We start from the raw sequence: 23,225 nt of genomic DNA on the forward strand, positions 1-23,225 counted from the left end.
ATAAAATAATCACACTTCATTTGTTATAAATACAACAATTATGTATGTTTGTGTTATAAATATATATAAATGAGAACAATTTTAATCATTGGCGCAGGAAGATCGGCCTCTTCTTTAATTCGGTATTTACTTGAAAAATCCGAGAAAGAGCAGTTGCATCTTGTTATTGGTGATTTGTCATTGGCTTTGGCTCAAAAAAAAACCAACAATCATCCTAATGCTACCGCAATCGCCCTTGATATTTTTGATGAAAAGCAACGTCAACAAGCCATTCAAAATGCCAGCATTGTCATTTCTATGCTGCCCGCACATTTGCACATTCAAGTGGCCAAAGATTGTATCACGTACAAAAAGCACTTAGTTACGGCCTCATACGTGAGTGATGCCATGCAAGAATTAGATGCTCAGGCTAAAGCAAACAATCTTATTTTTATGAACGAAATCGGACTTGATCCAGGAATTGATCACATGAGTGCCATGAAAGTGATTGATGAAATTAAGGAGAAAGGTGGCGACATGATTTTGTTTGAGTCCTTTTGTGGCGGATTAGTCGCCCCAGAATCAGACACGAATCTTTGGAATTATAAATTTACTTGGGCGCCGCGCAATGTGGTGCTGGCAGGTCAAGGAGGCGCTGCTAAGTTTATTCAAGAAGGCACCTACAAGTACATACCGTATTGCAATTTGTTTCGTAGAACCGAGTTTTTGCAAGTAGAAGGTTACGGTCGTTTTGAGGCGTATTCTAACAGAGATTCCCTAAAATACCGCTCTGTGTACGGACTAGATGATGTACTTACTTTATACCGAGGCACCATTCGTAGAGTAGGTTTTTCAAAAGCGTGGAACATGTTCGTACAACTTGGCATGACCGATGATAGTTACATCATGGAAAACTCAGAGAACATGAGCTACCGTGAATTTGTCAACTCGTTTCTGCCGTATCATCCTACCGATTCTGTTGAAATAAAAACCCGTTTGATTCTCAAGATTGACCAAGACGACATCATGTGGGACAAATTATTAGAACTCGATTTGTTCAATCCCAACAAAAAAGTAGGTTTAACAAACGCCACACCAGCCCAAATTTTAGAAAAAATATTAACCGATAGCTGGACCTTACAAGAAGAGGACAAAGACATGATTGTCATGTACCATAAATTTGGCTACGAGATAAACGGCAAAAAAGAACAAATAGATGCAAAAATGGTTTGCCTTGGTGACGATCAAACCTATACCGCCATGGCCAAAACCGTAGGTTTACCCGTTGCCATGGCCACATTATTAATCCTGAATGGCAAAATCACCACGCCAGGTGTACAATTACCCATTCGAAAGGAAGTATACGAGCCTATTTTAAAAGAGTTAGAAGAATACGGCGTAATCTTCAATGAAACCGCCATGCCGTATTTAGGATACAATCCTGATAAAGAGTTTAGTTAGTAGTTTTTTTTAGATTTATAGTTGGATGAATCCGCTCCTTTTCAGTAAGTAGCGGATTTGTTTTTTTAGATCGTTATATTTTCAGTCCTTGGGCGTGCCCCTGCGTGAAAAACTTCGGGTCAGGCTGTACGCTGCAATCTTTGTGTTTTTAAAGAAAAAACACAAAGGATTTCCGCTGCCATCCTTCACGCGAGCCCAGTTTTCAGTTGTTGATTTTTTAATAATTTGTAAGATAATTTTAATATATTTGGAAAACGCAAAGCGAAACAAACTTTAGATTATTTACACATGTTTGGTTGTGTGTATGAAGGTTTGTTTCGTTTATATGTAAGTTAGGCAGAGATATTATGAAAAAAGTACAAAAGACAATAATCCTACTATTTTTAGTTCAAATATGTTTTGGACAAAATCTAAACATAATTAATAATGAAGCAATTTTATTTAGTCTTAAACAAAAAAAGGATACTATTGATTTTATTTTAGTCGATACTAAAACTGACGAAAAAAAACCAATATTCTTATTTTGTCAAGGTTCTTTACCGATGCCTTTATTTATAAAACCCGAAAAAGAAGATATGTGGATGTTTGGTGGCGGAATTACAAATTTTGACATAAATGAAATCAAAAAATACTATCATTTAATTGTGATTTCTATGCCAAAAACACCTGTCATTGTTAATGAAAAAAACCTAAACGAATCATATTGTTACATCCCCAGTTCAAACAAGCCTGATGAATTTGACCAAGAATATGTAAAATCTGATTATTTAGAGAATTACGAAAAAAGAGCAAAGGAAGTTTTGAAGTTTTTAAAGAAACAGAAATGGGTAGATAATTCAAAATTGATTGTAGCAGGACATTCACAAGGTTCAAAAGTTGCTACAGTATTGACATTGAATAATAAAAATGTTACTCATTTAGGATTGTTTGGAGCAAACCCATTTGGTAGAATTGACCAAAGAATTAGAGAGTATCGGAAAAAGGCGGATATAAAAGAAATGACTTGGGAAGAAGCTGATGAAAGAACTGAAAACACTTATCAAATGCTTAGAGATTCTTACAATATCGACAAAATAAACAAGGAGCTCGATTTAATAGCTTGGAAGTCCTTTTCAAAACCATTTATCAATGACTGGTTGCAAATTAAAATTCCAACCTATTTAGCATATGGTTCTCATGATATTGCTTCAGAATTATGTGATTTAGTCCCCTTGTTTTACATCCAAAATTCAAAAACTAACTTGACTTATAAAAGATATCCAAATTTAGAACATAATTTCTTTGAAGTAGATGAAAATGGAAAAGCTAACTACGACAAAGAGCATTGGATAGAAGTAATGAACGAGTTTGTAAAATGGACTATTAAATAAATACATTTGCCACCAACACACACACACACACACACACACACACACACTTCAAGCAAATGGGTTTGGGGCTTAATTTGAAGATAGTTTTGTGTCTGAAACTTATATAAAGTCCGAAAATCGAGCTTAATTTGGTTCCAAACTCGCCAAGCGAAGGGATGTTGTGCGATATTTTGCCAAAAAAAACTAAAAAAGAAAAATGAATTTTAAAAATAAGATTGTCCTAATTACAGGAGCAAATTCAGGAATTGGAAATGCATTAGCAGAGAAACTAATTGCTGAAAAATATTATGTAATTGGAACTTCCAGAACTGGGAAAATTGAAAATATTAAGTCTGAAAACCTATTTGTTGTAGCATTAGATTTGAAAAATCAAAAGTCAATTGAAAATGCGAACAAAATAATTAGAAATAAATTTAACGGAATTGATATTTTAGTTAATAATGCCGGAATTGCGCCAGATTTAGATAAAACAGAACCAGATTTAGAAAGTTTAAGATCAACTTTTGAAACGAACGTTTTTGGACTTGTGAATTTTACCGAAACTGTTTTAGATTTAGTAAATCAAAACGGAAAAATTTTAAATATTTCTTCTATCATGGCAACGCTGAATACAACATCAAAAATTGATTCAACTGCTTACAGAATGTCTAAAGCTGCATTGAATATGTACACGAAAACTTTATCTGCAAGATTGAAAGATAGAAATATAGATGTGAACTCCATTCATCCAGGTTGGGTAAATACAAAATTATCAACTGAAGGTGCACCGTTATCAACAGAATTTTCTGCAAACGGAATATTTAAACTAATAGAAACCGGAATGAAAACGGGAACTTTTTGGAATGCTGAATTACAAGAAGAAATGTTGTGGTAAAAAAACACATCACACAACAGCTACGACAACGCATTTAGACAATCAGCTTAATAGAAAATTGGTTTTGTATTTGGAAGATTTGGCAAATCCAAAGATAGAGCTTAATTTAGTCCCAAACCCGCTGTAGTAGCGGGATGTTATAGGGCGGTTGTATCGAAATCAAGCAAGTAGTTCAAGTTCAAGATAACGATTTTAAAAACAAAAACGTGAAGTTAAATTTTTTAGCAGAACAAAGCGTTGGATAATAACTAACCTGAAACAAACATATTGAAATCAATAGTATTTTTTTTATTTTTTTGTATCACTATAAGTGCACAAAACAAGCCAATTGGTAAATTTGAGCATAGATGGTTTTCAGATTATTGTGAAGATGGTTTAGGTTGTATTGGACAAATTTTCACTCTTCAATTAAATCAAGATAATAATTATGTTTTAGTCGAACATATTGAAAGCGATGGAATGGAAGAACCAAAAATAATTGCTGGATTATATACATATGATAAAAATATATTGACTTTACAAACACCAACTATTTGGGTATTTAAAGTAAATAGAAAAATGACAAAATTAAAAGCTATAGAAAAAACTAAAGCATACGGAAAAAAAGTTAGGCAAATCTATAAAAAAAAGCAAGTTGATTAAAACTTGATAACGGAAACGTGGAAAGTTTGCTTTTAAATTATAATTTCGACAAAAACAACCAGCCCATAACAGCTACAACGAATTTGGGCAAAAGGCTTAATGATAAGTTGGTTTTGTATTTGGAAGATTTGGCAGATCCGAATAATGGGCTTAATTTAATCCCAAACGGCTTATAGCGCGTGTACTTTACAAGAAACCTTTGGAAAACTGATGAGAAAATATCAAATACTTATAGCGACTATCCTTTTAGCGATTTCTGGAATTTTAATATTTAGCAACACTGCACGATATGAACTTACAAAAAGAATAAATATTATTTCTGCAGGAAGTTATGCGTTTTCTGAATCTTATGAATTTCCCTACTCAGAGGCGAGAGTAATAAAAGCTATCGAAAATTTCAAAGAGAAAAATCCGAAATATCAAGTCCCTGAAGTGTCAATTTTCTCAAACAATTCATTTAAACTTGAAGATTCCAAATCCGAAAATGGATTATAGTTCATCGCTTATTTTTATGATGCTGATTAAAATAGAATTTTTAATATTGCAATACGAGGAAATGAAACCAATACTACTTTAGAATTCGTGTCTATAAATAACGGTTTGAAAATTGGAAATTGGAAAGACATAAATCGTGATTTCTCTTATGATGAAAATGAACGACTAAAAAATAGATTTGAAGAATCGTGTTTAAATCCAATAAAAAAGTTGTTGAATAACAATTAAGGTTTCTGGTAACACTTGTTAAAAATGATTTGGGTTTTAGGCTTAATTTGAAATTGGTTTTGTATTTGGGATGATTTACTTCGTCTATTCGCTATCGCTCGAGTGGTTAATGCGAAAATAGAACTTAATGTAGTGCCAAACCCGCCTTAGTGCCAGAACGTAAGTTAGAATGCGACAGAAACTCACGAAATAAAAAAAACACAAAGTGAAGTAATCAACTTGACGAGTGTCAAGAAACAATCAATTCAAAACCCGAAGCGAATAAAACTAAATGAAATTATCCGAATATATAAAGAAGAGAAATGGCGTTCCAATCGGGCATCCTAAGTCGCTTCGTAATAATTTAGAAAGGTCGCTTGGTGCAAATAATTTTTCAACTTTTTGGAATTTCTGGAACCCAATTGTCGGCTATTATTTAGGAAAAAAAGTATTTCGACCGTTAAAAAAAATATTTCCAGCTGGATTTTCGTTAGTGTTAACATTTGTTTTCTGTGGACTCATTCACGATTTAGTAACGACTGTAATAAGAGGTGAAATTTCACTTTTCTTTGCCGTTTGGTTTCTTTTAATGGGGATTTGCGTTGTGATTTCAAAAGGAATTAACTACAACTTATCAAAATGGAAATGGATTTTTAGAGCTTTAATAAATCTATTAATAATTGGTATTTGTTTTTTTCTAACAAAAGGTCTCAATACAATATTCAATTTTCATTAAAACTCAAGATTATCTCCTTACATATTCCTCTTTATAAGGAATAAAATACATCTTAAAAAAAGTGCCTTAACGATCTCGTGTTATAAAGGATTCCAACATCAAAACCAACAATATTTTAAAAACAAATCCGCTTCAGGTCTACTAGTCTAGTCTTGAAGCGGATTTGTTTTTGAATTAGGATTTGGCTGATTGTATAGTTATTGGTAAACTGTATAGCACTCGTACGGGCTCGCCTTTTACTTTTCCAGGAATCCATTTTGGGCAAATGTTCATTACGCGTACTGCCTCGTCACCAGTGTCAAAACCAATATCACGAATGCTCTTTACATCGGTAATGCTGCCGTCTTTTTCGACAATAAAAGTGATGAAAACTTTTCCTTTTAAATCGGGTTGTTCAGGAGTTTTATAATTGTTACCTACGAATTTGTAAAATTCCATCATTCCACCAGGAAAATCTGGTTTTTCGCTTATTTCTGGAGAGTTATAGATGCCGTGTTCTCCTTTTTTTACAATCTTATTTTCAAGGCTAAACAGATCAATTTCCATAGTTGCGGGAGCACCTTTGCTTAATTTGGTTAAAAGTTCCTCGTTGGTTGGTAGTCTTTCTTCTTTTGATAAAATCGAAGGGATCGCCCTTTTTTCGGCAGGAGTTAAGTCGTTGTACTTTTTCTCGGCGGTAATTTTTCCCTTTTCATCTTTTACCTTAAAAGTAGTTTTATTGTAGTAGGTAGTAAACAAACTCCCCACTTTGTTAGGTTGCGCATTTTGTTGGGTACCTATTTGTTGCGCCACTACCTTGGTGCATAGTGAAAATAGTAACGCTGTTACCGCAGGCAAGAGCAAGGCTTGCTTGGCAATGGCTTTTCTTTTTGATGTGGTTTTAGTCATCATTAGTAATCGTTTTTTAGTTATTAAATAGTTCAAATTACTGGCCAAGTAAAAAGTTGGGTTCGCGTTTGCCTTTGAGAGCAACAAAGATTGGTAAAACGGAACATTGTTATAAGAGTGCACTACTTTCTCATCGGCGAGAAATTCGTGGTTGAGTTGAATGGCTTTTTTATAAAAAATGAAAACGGGGTTGAACCAAAAAACGGTTTTCAATACTTCAATAAACAAAATATCCAAAGTGTGTTTTTGAGTCACATGCGTAAGCTCGTGGGTGTACAATTCGGCTTCAACTTGACGGTTGTTGTATTCTGTTTCGTTGATGAAAATGGTATTCAAGAATGTGTGCGGTAGCGTTTTTTCGGGAACCAAAACCAATTGAGCATTTTGATATGCAATGGGAGTATTGGACTTCATTTTTTTTGAAATCTGCACCACATTACGCAGAAATCGAAACCCCAAAACAAACGTAACTATTCCATATATACCCCAAAGCGCTATGACAAAATAGTTCGTCTCTTCCACTGCAACGGCAGTTGTTTGTAGAATTTGGATATTTCCAGATGTAACAGTAGGTTGTGCAATTTCTTGAACAACTTCAATAGTTATAAACGGAATTACCAACGAAAAAACCAAAGCAAACAATAAGTAAAACCTATTGAAACGGTGCATTTTTTCTTTTTCTAGCAGCAAGTGATACACTCCTAAAAGCACCACAAGGCTGAGGGTCGATTTGATTAGAAAGTCGGTCATTTTTTCTTTTTTAGAATTTCGCTATCAATTATTTTCTTTAGTTCTTCCAGTTCCGTTTGTGACAAATTGGTTTCTTTGGTAAAGAAAGAAGCAAATTGTGATGCCGAATTGTTAAAAAAGTTACTAATCAATCCGTTAACGTGTTTCGAGAAATAGTCGGTTTTTTTGACCAAAGGATAATATTCTCTTGAGTTTCCATATTCGCGGTACGCAACAAATTGCTTGTCAATCATGCGTTTTAGCAAAGTGGCAACCGTTGTGGTAGCAGGTTTTGGCTCTGGATAAGCTTCTAGTAAATCTTTCATGAAGGCTTTTTTGAGTTGCCAAAGGTGTTCCATGAGTTGTTCTTCTGAGTTTGTTAATTGCATCGTATATTAATTTTGATTTCTGTCTGATAGTAATTCTCCTTTGTCGTAGGTTCTAATGGTGGTTAATTTTCCATTTTCGTCATAATACAGCCATGTGCCGCTGTAGTACCAGTGTGCATATTGACCAGTGGTATCTATTTTGGATATCCCTTTTGATTGTATTTGACCGTTTTGATGATAAATAACGGTTTTGCAAATAGCGCCTTTGTATTTTTCACGTTTTATAATTTTACCGTCAAGGTAATAGCGCCATTTTTTTACGGGATCACCTTTGCGATAGGTACCAATTGACTTGTATTTGGCGCTGTCTTGTGTGTAATGCTCTACCCAACGACCTTCGCGCAATTTGTTTTTGGTTTGATTGGTTTTGCAACTTACAACAGCAAGTGCAACAACTAATAAAATATAAATATGTCGCATGGTTTACGTTTTTGTTCTACAAGTTAAAACATTGCTCTACAAATGTAGAGTAAAATTTGAAATAAACAAATGTTTTGTAAAAAATTTGTTGTTCAGGTATTTAGGTTGTCAATTGGACTAGAAGTCCTTTCTGTCGTAGCTATTGATTTTATTAGGTTTAGGATTAAATACCAACTATCAAAAGATACGTAAGAATTTTTGTTTACATTTGAAAAGAACAAAACGAAGCTGACTTTTCATAATGAAGCTAGATTTAAGTTCAGTTACTAAGGTTAGTTTCGTAGAATAAAAGTTTCCGGATAATTTAAGTTAAACAAAAAAAATACGCTTATAGAATTGATTTCATTTGTGTACCAAATCCTCCGAAGTAGATTTGGAATTGAAAGGATGGTAGAATATGACCGCAATGCCGAAAAAGTGCAGTAATAAATAGTAAGAATAATATATGACAACACTATACATCAATTGGGATTTTGATTCCGAAATAATAAATATTTTTGGTTTCCCCTTAAAATATTATGGGCTTTTATTTGCCAGTGGCTTACTTTTAAGCATGTACATTCTTAAAGTAATTTACAGAAGAGAAAACTTAACAGATAGCGCTCATGAAGCATTGTTTCTATATGGAATTATAGGAATTTTTGCTGGAGCAAGATTGGGACATTGTTTGTTTTATGATTTTGACTATTATTCAAAAAACGTATTAGAAATTTTTTTACCCATTCAAAAAACGATAAACGGAGGATATAAATTTAGTGGTTATGCAGGTTTAGCCAGTCATGGTGGAACGGTTGGGTTGATTGTTTCACTTTTTTTATATTCAAAAAAATATGAAATAAAATACCTGAAAATACTAGATTTGATTGCTATTGTTGCGCCATTGGGAGCTGCATTTATAAGACTTGCCAACTTAATGAACTCAGAAATGATAGGCAATCCCACAACCTTGCCTTGGGCTTTTATTTTTAGTAGGATTGATAGTGTTCCTAGACATCCATCCCAACTTTATGAAGCCATTGCGTATCTGCTCATTTTCGGGATTATTTTTGCTATTTACAAAACGAAAAACATCACGCTAGGAAATGGATTTTTGTTTGGTCTGGCAATAACTTTAATTTTTACGATGCGCATTTTAATTGAGTTTGTCAAAATCAATCAAGTAGAATTTGAAGAGGGAATGCTATTGAATATGGGTCAATTGTTGAGCCTGCCTTTTATAGCAATTGGGATCTATTTTATGGGAAAGAATGTAACAAGAAAGCGTTCTTTGTAAAAATACTAAGCAGCGAAGGTTGCAGCTACGGTGTTTTGAATTGACCTAATGGATAGCTTGTTTCAGATTTGTAAAATAAGGATGAATCAAAACGTTAGATTTCAATAAATTGTACAATATCAAAACAAGGAATTTAAATCTAGCGACGAACCTAAATCATGACTTTTTTAAAAGCTACTGTTGATTTCATAGTGTTATTGATTTAACTCGAAAGGTGCAGAGATACGTAAGAATTTTTATTTATATTTGAAAAGAACAAAACGAAAAAGATTTTTTATAAGCTAACTAGGTGTGGGTTTAGCATTAGGAACCTACAGTATTAAATAAACTACGAAAATATGCCTATTTACAACATATCAACAGAAGGTATAGCAAAAGTTCCGCAAACTAATTTTCAGACAAATGGAATACTTGAAAGGAATCATTTACAGAGATTTTTAAGGGATAAAATTGATATAATTTCAGAAGATACCTTAATTATTTCAGAAGAGTTTTCGGATTGGGATGATAGCAGAAAAAGAATCGATTTACTTGGTATTGACAAAAAAGCTAATCTTGTAGTTATTGAGCTTAAAAGAACAGATACAGGGGACCATATGGAACTTCAAGCACTTCGTTATGCATCAATGGTTTCTACTATGAATTTTGAAAAATGCATTTTAATTTATCAAAACTATATTGACAATAGAGGCTTAGGGATTGATGCCAAAGAGGACTTACTTAACTTTTTAAGTTGGGAAAGCCCATTAGAAGAAGACTTTGCTTCTAACATAAAAATTGTTTTAGCTTCTGCTGACTTTTCAAAAGAGCTGACAACTTCTGTAATGTGGTTATTGAGCAAAGGAATTGACATCACTTGCGTTAAACTATCACCATATAACTTCAATGGAGAAGTTTTGCTTGACATCAATCAAATAATACCATTGCCAGAAGCAGAAAGTTATCTAATAAAAATAAAAGAAAAGACTATAGAAAGACAAATTGCATTGGAATCAACAAGAGATAGAACTAAATATTTTTTTAATGACAAACTTCTTGGAAAAGGTCGTTTAGTTTTTGAAGTTGTAAAGCAATTTATAGAAAATAATGAACATCTAACTTTTGAAGAAATTCAAGATAAATTCCCATCAAATTTACAAGGCTCAACGGGCGTATTAAACACTTTGAATTTTGTAAACCACAAATATAATGATAGTAAAAAGAAAAGACATTTTATTGACAAAAATGATATTTTAACAAGTGCAGATGGAATAGAGTTTCTAGTCTCAACTGAATGGGGAATTGGTAACATTAATAATTTCGTCAATTTTGCCAGAAGTATAAATTTTGATATTAAAGAGAAGTGATTTTGCTTAATTCAGTCTACGCACATTTTTTTCGATTGAATTGGAACTAGGTGATATAAGGAAATAATTTTGTACTTATAAATAATTGCTTTTATATACTATGCTATCAACTGTTGAAAGAGAATATTTAAACCACAGATAAGAAAATCTAGAAATGATTAAACTTTTTGAAATTACGTCTGAATTTATTGAAGGACCATCATCTAATAATGAAAACGTTTTCAATTATTATCATAAAAGTAATCGCAGTGATATTAAAATCATTCGTGCTATTTTGGAAGATTGGTTTTCAAAATATCCTGAAATTGAAAAAAAAGAGCTAAAGATTCGTTTTAAAAAGGATTTTGATTCTGCTTTTTTTGAACTATTCTTATATGAACTTTTTAATAAATTAGGATATGAAATAGTAATACATCCTGAATTAAAAGACTCTAATAAAAGGCCTGATTTTCTAATAATGAAAGATGGTAATCAAACATATGTTGAAGCAAAAGTATGCTTTGGTAAAACTGAAGCCGAAATGGCATTTGAAAACCTTCAAAATGAATTTTATGACCAGTTAAGTAGAGTTAAAATTAAAGGATTTCTTCTTGCAATTGAGGAACTAAATTTTATTGGTAAAAAACAGCCTCGCGTTAAAGAATTACTTGCAAAAATTGAATATGAAGTTGGTAAACTTGATCCAGTTCAAATCACTGCAAATATCCAAGAGTTTGGATTTGAAGGATCTCCTATAATTAAATTTCAAAATAAAGACTTTAGTATTGTTGTGAAACCAATGCCATTAATCGAATCCGAAAAGAACACAGTCAGCGAAAATCCAATTGGAATGTTTCCGTTTGAAAGTTTTTGGGGAGGAGGTGAGGTATCACTCCGTCAATCAATTTTGAAAAAATCAAAGCGATATGGGAAATTTGATGTTCCATATTTGATTTGCATAAATGCATTAGACAAAAAAACTGCAGGAAAACCTGATATTGAAAATTTAATTTGGGGTTCATTACAGTACACTTATTCAACTAATCCGAAAGGAAGAGATGAAAAGCTGACTAGAAAAAGAGATGGAATATTTTATAATTCAGGAAAAGCACAACTGAAAAATGTTAGTGGAATTTTTATTACAAAAATATTTCCATCAAATATTCCAAATGCAAAATATTGGTTACACAAAAATCCATTTGCAAATAATGATTTTAATTTTGAAGACGTCGATTTAGTTTATAGTTTTGTCGTAGAGGACCAAATTATTTGTGTAGAAGGTTCAAATCTAGATAGAATTTTTAACATTAATAAAGATTGGTTAAGTGAATAAAGTATTGCTAAAATATTATTGTAACAAGTTTAAGACCATCGTGTCTATTCAAAAAAAACTATCAACGAGTACTATTTTGCGTTAAGGATGGAAGTGGAAATCCTTTTTAGGCGCCTTTTTTTGGCGGTTAAAAAGATTGAGAACGCACAGCCTGACCTTGTTGCTTGATGAATGGTGTTTTTCAAGAAGGATTTTATGCAACAAGGGAACGCCCAAAAAAAATCCGCCCTGTGAAGAGCGGATGATGTGGGTTTTGACAGCATTTATTTTGACAATTCTACAAAATACTTGTAAAACAACGGAATGGTTTCGATTCCTTTGAGGTAATTGAAGATCCCGAAGTGTTCGTTTGGCGAGTGAATGGCATCGCTGTCGAGACCAAATCCCATGAGGATGGTTTTTGATTTCAGTTCTTTTTCGAACAAAGCTACAATAGGGATGCTGCCTCCGGAACGCACGGGAATGGCTGGTACGCCAAAGGTTTCGGTATAGGCCATGTTTGCGGCTTTGTAGCCAATGCTGTCTATTGGGGTTACGTAGCCTTGCCCGCCATGATGCGGTTTTACTAAAACGGTTACGCCTGCAGGGGCAATGCTGTTGAAATGTTTGGTGAATAATTCCGTGATTTCTTCCCAGTCTTGATTAGGGACTAAACGCATGGAGATTTTGGCGTATGCTTTACTGGCAATTACCGTTTTGGCTCCTTCGCCGGTGTAGCCGCCCCAAATTCCGTTTACATCTAGCGTAGGTCGGATTGAGTTTCTTTCGTTTGTTACATAGCCTTTTTCGCCGTACACATCGTTGAGTTGCAAGGCGTTTTTGTATTTTTCTAAGCTGAAGGGCGCTTTGGCCATTTCGGCTCTTTCTTCAAGAGATAATTCTTCAACATTGTCATAAAAACCTGGAATGGTGATGTGGTTGTTCTCGTCGTGTAAAGACGCGATCATTTTAGCCAATACGTTGATTGGGTTCGCCACGGCGCCACCGTACAAGCCTGAATGCAAGTCGCGGTTAGGACCTGTAACTTCTACTTCTACATAACTCAAACCACGCAAACCAGTTGTGATAGATGGTTGCTGATTAGAGATCATTCCTGTATCTGAAATTAAAATGACATCGTTTTTAAGTTTTTCTTGATTGCGTTCTACAAACCAGCTCAAACTTTTAGAACCAATTTCTTCTTCGCCTTCAATCATGAACTTGACGTTGCAAGGCAAAGTATTTGATTGTACCATGTACTCCAGCGCTTTTACGTGCATGTACATTTGGCCTTTGTCATCACAGGCTCCACGGGCAAAAATGGCGCCTTCGGGATGAATATCGGTTTTTTTAATTACGGGTTCAAATGGGGGAGACGTCCACAACTCCATTGGGTCTGGCGGCTGCACATCATAGTGTCCGTAGACTAAAACGGTAGGTAAATTAGGGTCGATTATTTTCTCGCCATACACGATTGGGTAGCCTGGTGTGTCGCAAATTTCGACAAAATCACAGCCGGCTTTCTTTAAACTGGCTTTTACGGCATCGGCAGTTTCAAAAACATCGTGCGAATAGGCAGTATCAGCACTTACGGACGGAATTTTTAATAATTCGATTAACTCATTGATAAAGCGTTCTTTGTGTTCTTGAACGTATGCTTTTATGTTTTCCATTAGTTGAATGTTGTTTATATTTTCAAAAGTACAAAAAAGAGTATGAATATTTTTTATCAAAATTGTTTTGAATATTCGAAGTTAAGTGTATCTTTGCACCCACAATAAGCCGCGGATATGGTGAAATTGGTAGACATGCCAGACTTAGGATCTGGTGCCGCAAGGCGTGTAGGTTCGAGTCCTATTATCCGCACAAAAGTCCAAACGAAAGTTTGGGCTTTTTTTATGCTTTTGATTCTATTTTATTCAAACCATAAAAAAAGCTTCTCGTGGTGAGAAGCTTTTTGTAATATGACTGTTTTTATTTTCCTTCAACCCACTCATTAATTTTTTGTTCCAATAAAGCCAGTGGCATCACACCTGATTCCAATACTTTTTCATGGAATTTTTTAATGTCAAATTTAGTACCCATTTTAGTTTCGGCTTTTTTGCGAAGCTCCATTATTTTCAATTGTCCAATTTTATACGACAATGCTTGTCCTGGAATAGCCATGTAGCGCTCTATTTCTGGAATGATACTCGCTTCACTTTCAGCTTCGTTTGCTAAGGAATATTTAATGGCTTGTTCTCTCGTCCAGCCTTTTGCGTGTAATCCAGTGTCCACTACCAAGCGAACCGCTCGGTGCATTTCGTTACCCAACATGCCAAAATATTGATACGGATCTTGGTACAAACCTAGCTCTTTACCTAAACTTTCGGTGTACAAAGCCCAGCCTTCACCATAAGCACCAAACCAATTGAATTTTCTAAAATCAGGAAGACTTTTGTTTTCTTGCTGTAATGAAATTTGAAAGTGATGTCCCGGAATGGCTTCGTGCAAAAACAAATCTTCGTCGCCATACATATTGTATTCTTTTACATTCGGAATCGGAACATAAAAAATCCCCGGACGCGTTCCATCAGCCGTTCCTTGATTGTATTCGGCGCTAGCGGTTTGCTCTCTAAAAGCTTCGGTGCGTCTTACCTCAAATTTTGTTTTTGGCTGTAAAGCAAATAGTTTATCAACATTAGGTTTAATGCGGGTGTAAATACTGTTAAAGTTAGCAATTACCTCTTCTGGTTTGGTAAAAGGTTTTAACTCTTTTTTGTTTCGTACTTCTTCAAAAAATTCAATCAAAGTACCTTTGAAACCTACTTGTGCTTTTACTTTTTCCATTTCGGCAGTCAGTCGCGCCACTTCTTTCAATCCCAGCTCATGAATTTCCTCTGGAGTTTTATTGGTGGTAGTCCATTGTTTTACATAAGCCGCATATAGTTTTTTTCCAAAAGGTAAACTGCCTATCCCGCTCGTTGCTCTTGATGCTGGCAGGTATTCTTTTTTCAGAAAATCAGCCATTTTCTTGTACTGCGGAATCAATTTAGTGGTGATTGTAGCCGTATATTTTGCCGTTAAGTCTTTCTTGATGCTTTCAGGAAACGATGCTGGCATTAATTTTATCGAAGAATAAAATAAATTGTCTTCGATATTTGGAGTTTCCAGCGACGCAAACTGCGGAATCAATTTTACGGTTAGCGCTTTTGGTAAAACCACTCCTTTGTCTAATCCTTTTTTCATGTACACCATCGCCGAATCAATCCAAACGGCATATTTGTCCATTCGTTTTAAAAAGTTGGTGTAATCTTGTTCTGTTTTAAAAGGCTGTGCACCGGTTCCACCTGCAAACTGACCCATAGTCAAGTGTGTTCCCCAAAATTGATGTACCGGAATTAAATTAGTTGGCTGTTTTAGCACTTCTTTTCCAACTTCTAATTCCCATTTGATGATTTCGTAACTGTTTTTTTCTTCTTCAGATAAATCGGCTACGGCAACATTTTGTAACTCTGATTGGTATTTATCAAAAAAAGCTTGTTGCGTTTTTCTGTAACTATCGGTCATTTCAAATTGCAGCTGATCGTTGTACTGGTTTTGACCACTTTGGGTTGCACCCAATGGATCTAGCGCATTCTTATCGTCAAAATAGCTTTTTGTTAAGCTAGTAAAATCTTGCTTTTTATCTTCAGATTTACAGTTTACCAATAGCAGAGTAGTTGTTACTGTAAAAAGTAGAACGGTTATTTTTTTCATAATTTAGGTTTGTAATTTAAATAGCTAATGTATTGATTTTATTTCAATACTTAAATTAAGATCTCGAAATCCTTTAAGTAAGCTAGCTCTTCTTTATCATAAAATTTAGTTAAGTCCAAGCTGAGATTGGTGTATGAACAGGATTTAGGTTAAATTTACTTTACTAATCAATAAATTAAAATGAGAAAAAAATCCCTTTTCCTGATGCTGGTCATCGGAAATATGCTCACCATTCAAGCACAAGAAAAACAAGAAAACACCACTATGAATCCATTTTTTCAGGCTTATAACACGCCTTTCAATGTTCCGCCGTTTGACAAAATCAAGAACGAGCATTTTAAACCTGCTATTTTAGAAGGAATTGCGAAACATCAAGCTGAAATTGATGCTATTGCAAATAATACGCAACCTGCTACTTTTGACAATACCATTCTAGCAATGGAAAACGCTGGCGAATTATTATCGAATGTGAATACGGTTTTTTCTAATTTGAACTCTGCGAATACCAACAAGGAGATTCAAAATATCGCCAAAGAAACAGCTCCCAATCTATCGGCGCACCGTGATAACATTTACTTGAACGAAAAATTATTTGCTAGAGTAAAGTCGCTTTGGAACCAAAAAGAAAGTTTGGGTTTGAATTTAGAGCAAGCTAAAATTTTAGACAATGCCTATAAAGATTTTGTTAGAAGTGGCGCTAATTTGTCTAATGCTGATAAGGAAATACTACGCAAAATCAACGGTGATTTGTCCTTGACAAGCTTAAAATACGGTCAAAACATTTTGGCGCAGACCAATAGTTATGAATTGGTTATTGATTCTAAGAAAGATCTAGCTGGAGTGCCTCAAGGACTTATTGATGCCGCCGCAGCAGATGCGAAAGCAAAAGGCAAAGAAGGCAAATGGGTTTTTACACTTTCTAATTCTAGTGTGATGCCATTTTTACAATACAGTTCAAATAGAGAATTGCGCCAACAAATTTGGAATGCCTACCAAACTAGAGCCAACCATGACGATGCTTTTGATAATAAAGCAAATGCGGTTGCGCTAGCTAATTTACGTGGGCAAAAAGCACGTTTGTTAGGGTATAAATCACACTCTGATTATGTTTTGGAGGAATCAATGGCTAAGACACCTAAAAATGTGAACAAGCTCTTGAATGATTTGTGGAAACCAGCTCTTGAAATTGCCAAAACAGAAGCCTCTGATATTCAAAAAATGATGGTGAAGGATGGCATTAAAGGTGCGGTTCAACCATACGACTGGCGTTATTACACCGAAAAAATTAGAAAAGAACGTTTTGATCTTGACGAAGAAGAATTGAAACCTTATTTCAGTTTGGATAATGTGCGCAAAGGTGTTTTTCAAGTAACCGAAAAGTTATATGGAATTCAGTTTAAAGCCTTAACAGATGTACCAAAGTACCATGAAGATGTAACGGTTTGGGAAGTTTTAGAAAAAGACGGAACGCATTTAGGTGTTTTGTACATGGATTTTCACCCGCGTGAGTCCAAACGTGGTGGCGCTTGGATGACATCCTACCGCAGCCAAAAAACGGTGGATGGCACGCGCGTTGCTCCCGTAGTTTCTATCGTTTGTAATTTTACAAAACCCTCAGCAACTAAGCCAGCATTGTTAACTTTTGATGAGGTGACCACTTTCTTTCATGAATTCGGACATTCATTACACGGTTTATTGTCTAATGTAACGTACCGAAGTCTTGCAGGAACTAGTGTTCCAAGAGATTTTGTTGAACTTCCATCGCAAATCATGGAGAACTGGGCAGCAGAGCCTGAGGTTTTGAAAATGTATGCTAAACACTATCAAACTGGAGCAGTAATACCAGAAACGCTAGTAAATAAACTAAAAAAAGCAGTAACTTTTGACCAAGGTTTTACAACGACAGAATACCTAGCAGCTTCGCTATTGGATTTAGAATACCACTCGCAAACCAAAGATATTACTGTTGATGCCAACGCTTTCGAAAAAGCAGCCATGACAAAAATTGGTTTAATTCCATCAATTATTCCTAGATACCGCAGTACGTATTTTAGTCATATATTCTCAGGAGGTTATTCTTCTGGGTACTATAGCTATATTTGGTCAGGTGTTTTAGATACTGATGCTTTTGAAGCTTTTAAAACAACAACTCTTTTTAATCCAGAGAAAGCTAAATTATTCCGTGAAAATGTGTTAGAAAAAGGAGGAACTGAGGATCCAATGGTTTTATACAAACGTTTCCGTGGCGCTGAGCCTAGCATTGAACCACTTTTAAGAAAACGTGGTCTGGACAAAAAACAAGAGCCAGTAAAGAAATTAAAAGGCTAGTTCTAGTTATTGCATACAAGAAAGCCCTAGAACAGCACTTTGCTGTTGTAGGGCTTTTTTTTAATATCAAAAAAAGCTTATCCGTGGTATACGCGAGAAGCTATTATTTTATCGTCTTTAATTTCAAGGACCTCTGCAACTAGCAAATCTTCTTCGCCTACAACGGTACGGGTATATTCCATAAAAACACGGTCGCCATTTGCAGTAAGTGATTTTACTTTGTAATTCAAACTCGGTAATCGTTCAAAGGCATCTTGCCACCAAGCTCTCAAAGCTTCTTTACCCGTCACAAAGCCGTCACTTTCGGGTTTGTACATTTTTAATTTTGGACTATAATGTATGGCTTCATCATCATACAGAGATAGTAATTTTTCTAATTCTTTAGCATTGAAAGTTTCAAACCATTTAAAAGCAATAGATTGTAATTTTTCTGGAGTCATACGTGTTTGTTAGTGTATAAAAAAATCCCTTTTCGAAAAAAACCGAAAGGGATTAAAATGAAATTTTGAAAAGCGTTTATACGTTTTTCAAATTGATAATTTCTTGTTCAGTAAGCAACCTCCAGTTTCCTCTTGGTAAATTCTTTTTGGTTAAACCAGCAAAAGCAACTCTGTCGATTCGCAATACATCATAGTCAAAATGCTCAAAAATAGAACGAACTACTTTCACATTTGAAGAACGTAATTGCAATCCAATTTCACTTTTTGCTTCGCCATCAATATAACTTACGTCTTCTACAAAAACACGGTGACCGTCTAGCGTTAATCCTTTTTGGATTTTTTCTAAATCTTCAAATTTTAGATTTTTGTCTAATGAAACTTGGTAAATCTTAGATGATTTTTGACTTGGTAACGTAAATTTACGAATCATATCTGTATCATTGGTGAACAACAACAAACCAGTTGTATTTTTGTCCATTCTCCCAACCGCACCAATTTTTGCAGTAGTAGAACCTTTAACCAGTTCCAAAACGTTACGGTATTCCTGACCTTCGTCCATGGCTGTCGTAAAGTTTTTAGGTTTGTTCAACAAGATGTATACTTTTTTCTCCGGAGTCAATGTAGATCCATCAAAATTAACAACATCACCAGGTTTTACCATGTATCCCATTTCGGTTACAGGAATTCCATTTACTTTTACCGTCCCAGATTGTATGTAAATATCGGCATCACGACGTGAGCACGCACCAGAATTGGCAATATATTTATTCAAACGAATTTCGTCTTTTACTTTCGGTCTCTTTGGTGCTTGATTTGGTTTTTTCTCTACTTTGTCAGTAGCAATATCGGCAACTTTAGTAGTAACTTTAACTTTTTTCGGCCCTTGAGCGCGCTTCTGCATGGCAGGTTTTGGCTTATTCGAACTTGGTCTTGAGCTGTTTGCTCTTGGACCACTTTTCTTATTATTGCCTTCCTTGTTATTCATAATATTCCAATAATTTATGCAAAGATACTATTTATATACTTGACAATCAATAACCACCAATTATAAAAACGCTAACTGGCTAGTTAGTAAGCTAATTAATATATTTAAGTATCGTTTTTTTTGGAGCTAATTCCCGCTATCCGTTGCAATCTTTTCTTTTTTAAAGGAAAAAAGAAAAGGATTTTCACTGCTATCGGGGCTATATCTATGCAGGTATTTAGGAGTCTTTCAGAGTATTTTTGCAACCCTTTTATATGCTAAAACTAGAATGAATTTAAACCGTCATCAATAATTTTTTACCATGCCATAGTACACTCGGATTAATGAGCACAATACAAAAAACACCTGCAACAATAAGAAATTTCAAGACGTTGTGAAGCAATAAAAATTGAGATTTAGCATTGGATTTCCACAAGTAAAGCAAGAAAAAAATCAAAACAATCAGGCTGGAGTAAAAGTAAATATCCATGTACCCCACATCATAAATAGCAATCAAAAGATATACAGGTACTATAGTGAGTAGTGTTAGTAAAGTAATGACTTTTTTAGATTGCGATTCGCCATACACCACAGGAATAGTCTGGTAACTATTGATTAAATCGCCTTTTAAGTTCTCTAAATCTTTGATCATTTCTCGTATGAGCAGTAATAAAAATAAAAAAGATGCATGGGCAAAAATAACACCAAGTTGTTGTTTGTAATTTTCAATTTCTTCAAATGGAATCCGAGTATAAAAATACAGGAGAATCGCAAAAAAAGGCATTACAGCTAGTAACGAAGCGGTAAGATTTCCTATTATAGGATGTTTTTTTATTTTATGGGAATAAAACCAAATGAAAAAGATGTATGCTGAAAAGAACAAAAATACACGCCAAGATACAAACAACGCCATCAAAGCTACGATAAAGTTTAGTGTAAAATAGACTTGTAATTTGGTTTTTTGACTCACCAAACGATCCAACATCGATTTAGTAGGTCTGTTGATTAAATCCTTTTGACTGTCGTAAAAATTATTGATGATGTAACCCGAAGCAATCGTAAGTGACGAGGCAAAAACCAGTATAAAAAGATTGAAATTTAGAACAATGTCAAGTGCTCTTTTTTCTGGTGCCAATATAAAAATCGCCGAAAGGTATTGTGCGATAATAATGACAGGTATGTTATATCCTCGCACAACAGAGAACAAACTTGCAATTTTCATTATTAGAAGTTTGTCTTGTCTGCTTAACATTTTAAATTGGTTAAAGAGTATTTGAGTACCTGGTACAAATGTGTGTATTAAGAAACTCCCTGATGAATGAGTCAGGGAGTTTGTGTTTTTTAAAACTGATAAACTACTTCTAGTTTGTAATCTTTAAGAGAAGCTTTGGCTCTTTCTAAGTCTTCGGTAAAACCAAGAATGTAACCACCTCCACCAGATCCGCAAAGTTTCAGGTAATAGTCATTACTGTCAATACCTTGCTGCCAAATACTATGAAATTGCTCCGGAATCATCGGTTTGAAGTTGTTCAAAACTACTTTTGAAAGTTTCTTGGTGTTCATGAAAAGTGATTTCATGTCTCCGCCAAGGAAATTCTCAACACAAGCATCGGTGTATTTCACAAATTGATTTTTCAACATCGCTCTAAAACCTTTGTCTTTCAAGCTTTCCATGAAAATATTAACCATCGGAGCTGTTTCGCCTACAATACCTGAATCTAACAAAAATACAGCACCTTTGCCATCAAAACTTTGAGTAGGAATTCCTGTTGCTTCGATATTATCTTTTGAATTAATCAAAATTGGAATACTCAAATAACTATTTAAAGGGTCTAAACCAGAACTTTTCCCGTGGAAAAAACTCTCCATTTGAGAAAAGATATTTTTTAACTGCAATAATTTTTCACGCGTTAGATTTTCTAAAACCGTGATTTTATGGTGCGCATATTTATCGTAAATAGCCGCTACTAGAGCGCCACTACTTCCTACACCATATCCTTGTGGAATGCTAGAGTCAAAATACATTCCCGTATTAACATCTTCTTTTAACAAGTCAAGGTCAAAAGTAACCAGTTCCGGTTGCTCCGTTTGCAAGGTTTCTAAATAAACAACAAATCGTTTTAAATGACCGTTTGATTTGATAGCCTCATCAGATGGATTTTCATCTCTTTTTAAAGCGCCGTTGTAAAAGTTATAAGGAATAGAAAGCCCTTTTGAATCACGAATGATTCCGTATTCTCCAAAGAGTAATATTTTTGAATAAAATAATGGTCCTTTCATATGTATTTTTAAATTAACAATTTGGGGTTGGTAATTATAACGTATTTATTTTTTATAAATCCAATTGATCGCCTCGATTGTCTTCTTGGATTTTAATTTCAATTTGTTCTTGCTCTTCAGGTGATAATTCCGTCCAAACAGTTTGTTGTTTTTCAAAAACGTTTCTGACCGCTACTAATAAAGATGCATCAGTAGTTGCGAGTAACATTTTGATCAATTCTATTTTTTCTGATTGAATATCCATCAACTTCTTTTTTTAAGAATGTTTAAAGATACACAAAAAAAGATTAAACAAGCGCTGCTCCGTTTCCTATTTGATCACAAATGTACTGCCCATTTTGACAATAGCCAACTAATTCGTCCTTAATAAATTGTAAAACTTTTTCGTTAACGTTTTCGGGATACAAAACGTGTACATTGGCACCTGCATCTAGCGTGAAACAAACAGGTATTTTGGTCTCATTCCTGAATTTCCAAATGGCATTAATGATTTGTAATGTGTTTGGTTTCATCAAGATAAAATACGGCATAGAGGTCATCATCATAGCATGCAACGTCAAGGCTTCGCTTTCTACAATTTTGATAAACGCGTCTAAATCGCCACTTTCAAAAATAGTAATCAGTGCATCTAAATTTTCATGCGCTTGTGCAAAGCGCCTTTCGGCAAAAGGATGGTCGTGCATCAAGTCATGACCAACGGTACTCGAGACTTGTTTTTCGCCTTTGTCAACTAGTAAAATTGTATCTTGAAAATTTTTAAAATTAGGATGAATCGCATGCGGAAATTCCACTCCAAATAAGTCTGAACTTCCAGGAATGTTCGCCTGATTTCCCCAAACCACGACTTGTCCTTTTACACTTCGGCAAGCACTTCCGGAACCCAAACGGGCAAGTAAAGACGCTTTTTGATAGAAATAATCTTCAGACATGGCTGGGTTTAACGCTTTTTCTAAACTCATCAAGTTCATGGCCAAAGCAGCCATTCCTGATGCTGATGACGCAATTCCGGAACTGTGCGGAAACGTGTTTTCGGTATCAATCGTAAAATGATAGTCTTTTAAAAACAGCAAATAGATTTCTATTCGCTCTAAAAACTTTTGAATTTTCGGTTTGAAATCTTCTTTAGGCTGCCCTTCAAAAAGCAAATCAAAAGAGAAAGAACCGTCGTTTTCTTTTTTGGCGAAAGCCAATTTTGTAATCGTTTTGCAATTATTCAACGTAAAACTCACCGATGGATTAGCTGGAATTTGATTTTCTTTTTTTCCCCAGTATTTTACAAGTGCAATATTACTGGGCGCGCTCCATTGAAAATTTCCGCTTTCAACAGTGTTTGTGTATGATGATGGAATAAAATCGTTTGCTGCAATCATAAAAT

At 34.6% G+C, this 23,225-nt stretch carries 21 protein-coding genes and 1 tRNA gene; 11 read left to right on the forward strand and 11 right to left on the reverse strand.

Translation table 11 applies throughout. From position 1 onward, the window contains the following. The first annotated feature begins 69 nt into the window (after positions 1-69). From FJV36_RS14590 to FJV36_RS14615, 6 genes are all read left to right on the forward strand, one after another. The gene (locus tag FJV36_RS14590) at positions 70-1,440 is read left to right on the forward strand and encodes a saccharopine dehydrogenase family protein (protein ID WP_158728423.1); all 1,371 of its coding nucleotides are present in this window, start codon (positions 70-72) and stop codon (positions 1,438-1,440) included. A gap of 347 nt (positions 1,441-1,787) precedes the next feature. Continuing rightward, positions 1,788-2,810, forward strand: a complete 1,023-nt coding sequence (locus FJV36_RS14595; protein ID WP_158728424.1) for a hypothetical protein — start codon at positions 1,788-1,790, stop codon at positions 2,808-2,810. A 196-nt stretch (positions 2,811-3,006) separates the two neighbouring features. Further along, positions 3,007-3,684, forward strand: a complete 678-nt coding sequence (locus tag FJV36_RS14600) for an SDR family NAD(P)-dependent oxidoreductase (protein ID WP_158728425.1) — start codon at positions 3,007-3,009, stop codon at positions 3,682-3,684. Between the two features lie 267 nt (positions 3,685-3,951). Further along, entirely contained in the window at positions 3,952-4,326 is a 375-nt protein-coding gene (locus FJV36_RS14605; RefSeq protein WP_158728426.1) for a hypothetical protein, read from the forward strand. A 210-nt stretch (positions 4,327-4,536) separates the two neighbouring features. Continuing rightward, on the forward strand, positions 4,537-4,821 hold the full coding sequence (locus FJV36_RS14610) for a hypothetical protein (RefSeq protein WP_158728427.1): 285 nt from the start codon (positions 4,537-4,539) through the stop codon (positions 4,819-4,821). A gap of 499 nt (positions 4,822-5,320) precedes the next feature. Then, complete coding sequence (locus FJV36_RS14615) at positions 5,321-5,764, forward strand: acyltransferase (protein ID WP_158728428.1); 444 nt, start codon at positions 5,321-5,323, stop codon at positions 5,762-5,764. A 174-nt stretch (positions 5,765-5,938) separates the two neighbouring features. Here FJV36_RS14615 and FJV36_RS14620 read toward each other — a convergent pair whose 3' ends face one another. Genes FJV36_RS14620 through FJV36_RS14630 form a run of 3 tightly spaced genes read right to left on the reverse strand, consistent with a single transcriptional unit; the run spans position 5,939 to position 8,190 of the window. After that, positions 5,939-7,402, reverse strand: a complete 1,464-nt coding sequence (locus FJV36_RS14620; RefSeq protein ID WP_158728429.1) for a M56 family metallopeptidase — start codon at positions 7,400-7,402, stop codon at positions 5,939-5,941. Next, a complete protein-coding gene (locus FJV36_RS14625; RefSeq protein ID WP_158728430.1) occupies positions 7,399-7,770 on the reverse strand; it encodes a BlaI/MecI/CopY family transcriptional regulator in 372 nt (123 codons plus the stop codon). Before FJV36_RS14625 ends, FJV36_RS14620 begins: the two co-directional genes overlap by 4 nt. 6 nt (positions 7,771-7,776) lie before the next feature. Further along, positions 7,777-8,190, reverse strand: coding sequence for a toxin-antitoxin system YwqK family antitoxin (locus FJV36_RS14630; RefSeq protein ID WP_158728431.1), 414 nt, complete (start codon positions 8,188-8,190; stop codon positions 7,777-7,779). A 445-nt stretch (positions 8,191-8,635) separates the two neighbouring features. On the opposite strand from FJV36_RS14630, the gene lgt reads away from it, so the two are divergent. The 3 genes from lgt to FJV36_RS14645 all read left to right on the forward strand — a co-directional run bounded on the left by lgt (position 8,636) and on the right by FJV36_RS14645 (position 12,121). Then, on the forward strand, positions 8,636-9,463 hold the full coding sequence (gene lgt, locus FJV36_RS14635) for a prolipoprotein diacylglyceryl transferase (RefSeq protein WP_158728432.1): 828 nt from the start codon (positions 8,636-8,638) through the stop codon (positions 9,461-9,463). Positions 9,464-9,801: 338 nt separating this feature from the next. After that, a complete protein-coding gene (locus FJV36_RS14640) occupies positions 9,802-10,809 on the forward strand; it encodes a hypothetical protein (RefSeq protein ID WP_158728433.1) in 1,008 nt (335 codons plus the stop codon). Between the two features lie 154 nt (positions 10,810-10,963). Next, the gene (locus FJV36_RS14645) at positions 10,964-12,121 is read left to right on the forward strand and encodes a hypothetical protein (RefSeq protein WP_158728434.1); all 1,158 of its coding nucleotides are present in this window, start codon (positions 10,964-10,966) and stop codon (positions 12,119-12,121) included. A gap of 263 nt (positions 12,122-12,384) precedes the next feature. Here FJV36_RS14645 and FJV36_RS14650 read toward each other — a convergent pair whose 3' ends face one another. Continuing rightward, positions 12,385-13,773 (reverse strand): dipeptidase, encoded by a 1,389-nt coding sequence (locus FJV36_RS14650; RefSeq protein WP_158728435.1) that lies wholly within the window; start codon positions 13,771-13,773, stop codon positions 12,385-12,387. Positions 13,774-13,884: 111 nt separating this feature from the next. On the opposite strand from FJV36_RS14650, the gene FJV36_RS14655 reads away from it, so the two are divergent. Then, positions 13,885-13,966: transfer RNA gene (locus tag FJV36_RS14655), tRNA-Leu, on the forward strand. Between the two features lie 108 nt (positions 13,967-14,074). Here the strand turns inward: FJV36_RS14655 and FJV36_RS14660 are convergent. Then, entirely contained in the window at positions 14,075-15,838 is a 1,764-nt protein-coding gene (locus tag FJV36_RS14660) for a DUF885 family protein (protein WP_158728436.1), read from the reverse strand. Between the two features lie 180 nt (positions 15,839-16,018). Here FJV36_RS14660 and FJV36_RS14665 point away from each other — a divergent pair, with 180 nt between their 5' ends. Further along, positions 16,019-18,166, forward strand: coding sequence for a M3 family metallopeptidase (locus FJV36_RS14665; protein WP_158728437.1), 2,148 nt, complete (start codon positions 16,019-16,021; stop codon positions 18,164-18,166). Positions 18,167-18,243: 77 nt separating this feature from the next. Here the strand turns inward: FJV36_RS14665 and FJV36_RS14670 are convergent, their stop codons facing one another. The 6 genes from FJV36_RS14670 to FJV36_RS14695 form a co-directional block, all read right to left on the reverse strand. Continuing rightward, on the reverse strand, positions 18,244-18,606 hold the full coding sequence (locus FJV36_RS14670) for a nuclear transport factor 2 family protein (protein WP_158728438.1): 363 nt from the start codon (positions 18,604-18,606) through the stop codon (positions 18,244-18,246). A gap of 76 nt (positions 18,607-18,682) precedes the next feature. Beyond that, complete coding sequence (locus FJV36_RS14675; RefSeq protein ID WP_144891393.1) at positions 18,683-19,591, reverse strand: pseudouridine synthase; 909 nt, start codon at positions 19,589-19,591, stop codon at positions 18,683-18,685. Positions 19,592-19,865: 274 nt separating this feature from the next. Then, positions 19,866-20,822, reverse strand: a complete 957-nt coding sequence (locus FJV36_RS14680; protein WP_158728439.1) for a geranylgeranylglycerol-phosphate geranylgeranyltransferase — start codon at positions 20,820-20,822, stop codon at positions 19,866-19,868. Positions 20,823-20,911: 89 nt separating this feature from the next. Beyond that, complete coding sequence (locus tag FJV36_RS14685; protein WP_158728440.1) at positions 20,912-21,850, reverse strand: mevalonate kinase; 939 nt, start codon at positions 21,848-21,850, stop codon at positions 20,912-20,914. A 52-nt stretch (positions 21,851-21,902) separates the two neighbouring features. Further along, positions 21,903-22,094: a hypothetical protein gene (locus tag FJV36_RS14690; protein ID WP_144891399.1), complete on the reverse strand. Its 192-nt coding sequence runs from the start codon at positions 22,092-22,094 to the stop codon at positions 21,903-21,905. Between the two features lie 43 nt (positions 22,095-22,137). Beyond that, the gene (locus FJV36_RS14695; protein WP_158728441.1) at positions 22,138-23,220 is read right to left on the reverse strand and encodes a diphosphomevalonate/mevalonate 3,5-bisphosphate decarboxylase family protein; all 1,083 of its coding nucleotides are present in this window, start codon (positions 23,218-23,220) and stop codon (positions 22,138-22,140) included. Positions 23,221-23,225 lie beyond the last annotated feature (5 nt).

It is taken from the genome of Flavobacterium sp. I-STPP5a (genome assembly GCF_009764685.1).
Classification (GTDB): domain Bacteria; phylum Bacteroidota; class Bacteroidia; order Flavobacteriales; family Flavobacteriaceae; genus Flavobacterium.

Excerpts from the sequence above, each read along its gene's own strand:
- FJV36_RS14670 (WP_158728438.1), bottom strand. The coding sequence starts at position 18,606 with ATGACTCCAGAAAAATTACAATCTATTGCTTTTAAATGGTTTGAAACT.
- lgt (WP_158728432.1), top strand. The coding sequence starts at position 8,636 with ATGACAACACTATACATCAATTGGGATTTTGATTCCGAAATAATAAAT.
- FJV36_RS14615 (WP_158728428.1), top strand. The coding sequence starts at position 5,321 with ATGAAATTATCCGAATATATAAAGAAGAGAAATGGCGTTCCAATCGGG.
- FJV36_RS14600 (WP_158728425.1), top strand. The coding sequence starts at position 3,007 with ATGAATTTTAAAAATAAGATTGTCCTAATTACAGGAGCAAATTCAGGA.
- FJV36_RS14640 (WP_158728433.1), top strand. The coding sequence starts at position 9,802 with ATGCCTATTTACAACATATCAACAGAAGGTATAGCAAAAGTTCCGCAA.
- FJV36_RS14630 (WP_158728431.1), bottom strand. The coding sequence starts at position 8,190 with ATGCGACATATTTATATTTTATTAGTTGTTGCACTTGCTGTTGTAAGT.
- FJV36_RS14685 (WP_158728440.1), bottom strand. The coding sequence starts at position 21,850 with ATGAAAGGACCATTATTTTATTCAAAAATATTACTCTTTGGAGAATAC.
- FJV36_RS14610 (WP_158728427.1), top strand. The coding sequence starts at position 4,537 with ATGAGAAAATATCAAATACTTATAGCGACTATCCTTTTAGCGATTTCT.
- FJV36_RS14595 (WP_158728424.1), top strand. The coding sequence starts at position 1,788 with ATGAAAAAAGTACAAAAGACAATAATCCTACTATTTTTAGTTCAAATA.
- FJV36_RS14660 (WP_158728436.1), bottom strand. The coding sequence starts at position 15,838 with ATGAAAAAAATAACCGTTCTACTTTTTACAGTAACAACTACTCTGCTA.
- FJV36_RS14690 (WP_144891399.1), bottom strand. The coding sequence starts at position 22,094 with ATGGATATTCAATCAGAAAAAATAGAATTGATCAAAATGTTACTCGCA.
- FJV36_RS14675 (WP_144891393.1), bottom strand. The coding sequence starts at position 19,591 with ATGAATAACAAGGAAGGCAATAATAAGAAAAGTGGTCCAAGAGCAAAC.
- FJV36_RS14680 (WP_158728439.1), bottom strand. The coding sequence starts at position 20,822 with ATGTTAAGCAGACAAGACAAACTTCTAATAATGAAAATTGCAAGTTTG.
- FJV36_RS14620 (WP_158728429.1), bottom strand. The coding sequence starts at position 7,402 with ATGACCGACTTTCTAATCAAATCGACCCTCAGCCTTGTGGTGCTTTTA.
- FJV36_RS14625 (WP_158728430.1), bottom strand. The coding sequence starts at position 7,770 with ATGCAATTAACAAACTCAGAAGAACAACTCATGGAACACCTTTGGCAA.
- FJV36_RS14650 (WP_158728435.1), bottom strand. The coding sequence starts at position 13,773 with ATGGAAAACATAAAAGCATACGTTCAAGAACACAAAGAACGCTTTATC.
- FJV36_RS14665 (WP_158728437.1), top strand. The coding sequence starts at position 16,019 with ATGAGAAAAAAATCCCTTTTCCTGATGCTGGTCATCGGAAATATGCTC.
- FJV36_RS14590 (WP_158728423.1), top strand. The coding sequence starts at position 70 with ATGAGAACAATTTTAATCATTGGCGCAGGAAGATCGGCCTCTTCTTTA.
- FJV36_RS14645 (WP_158728434.1), top strand. The coding sequence starts at position 10,964 with ATGATTAAACTTTTTGAAATTACGTCTGAATTTATTGAAGGACCATCA.
- FJV36_RS14695 (WP_158728441.1), bottom strand. The coding sequence starts at position 23,220 with ATGATTGCAGCAAACGATTTTATTCCATCATCATACACAAACACTGTT.